The following is a 235-nucleotide window of genomic DNA, read 5'->3' on the forward strand; positions in this document are numbered from 1 at the left end:
GGCGATGACCGCGGCCAACTACGACCGCAACCGCGAAGGCTTCCAGTGGCGTTCGCTGGAGGACACCACCAACGATCCCACCGCCGCGCATCGCGCGCCGCTGCCGTACCGCAGCTGGCAGATGAGCGAGGACTACTACAGCGGCGGGCAGATGCTGTGGCTGGCGGTGGATGCCAAGCTACGCGCGCTCAGCCACGGCCGCAAGTCGCTGGACGATTTCGCCAAGGCCTTCTTC

At 67.2% G+C, this 235-nt stretch carries 1 protein-coding gene; it reads left to right on the forward strand.

The annotated features are described in order from the left end of the window. On the forward strand, positions 1-235 hold a 235-nt coding region (locus tag HWD99_RS18410), incomplete at both ends, for a hypothetical protein (protein ID WP_241797637.1).

The organism is Microbacterium sp. C5A9, from assembly GCF_022627955.1.
Taxonomy (GTDB): Bacteria; Actinomycetota; Actinomycetes; order Actinomycetales; family Microbacteriaceae; genus Microbacterium.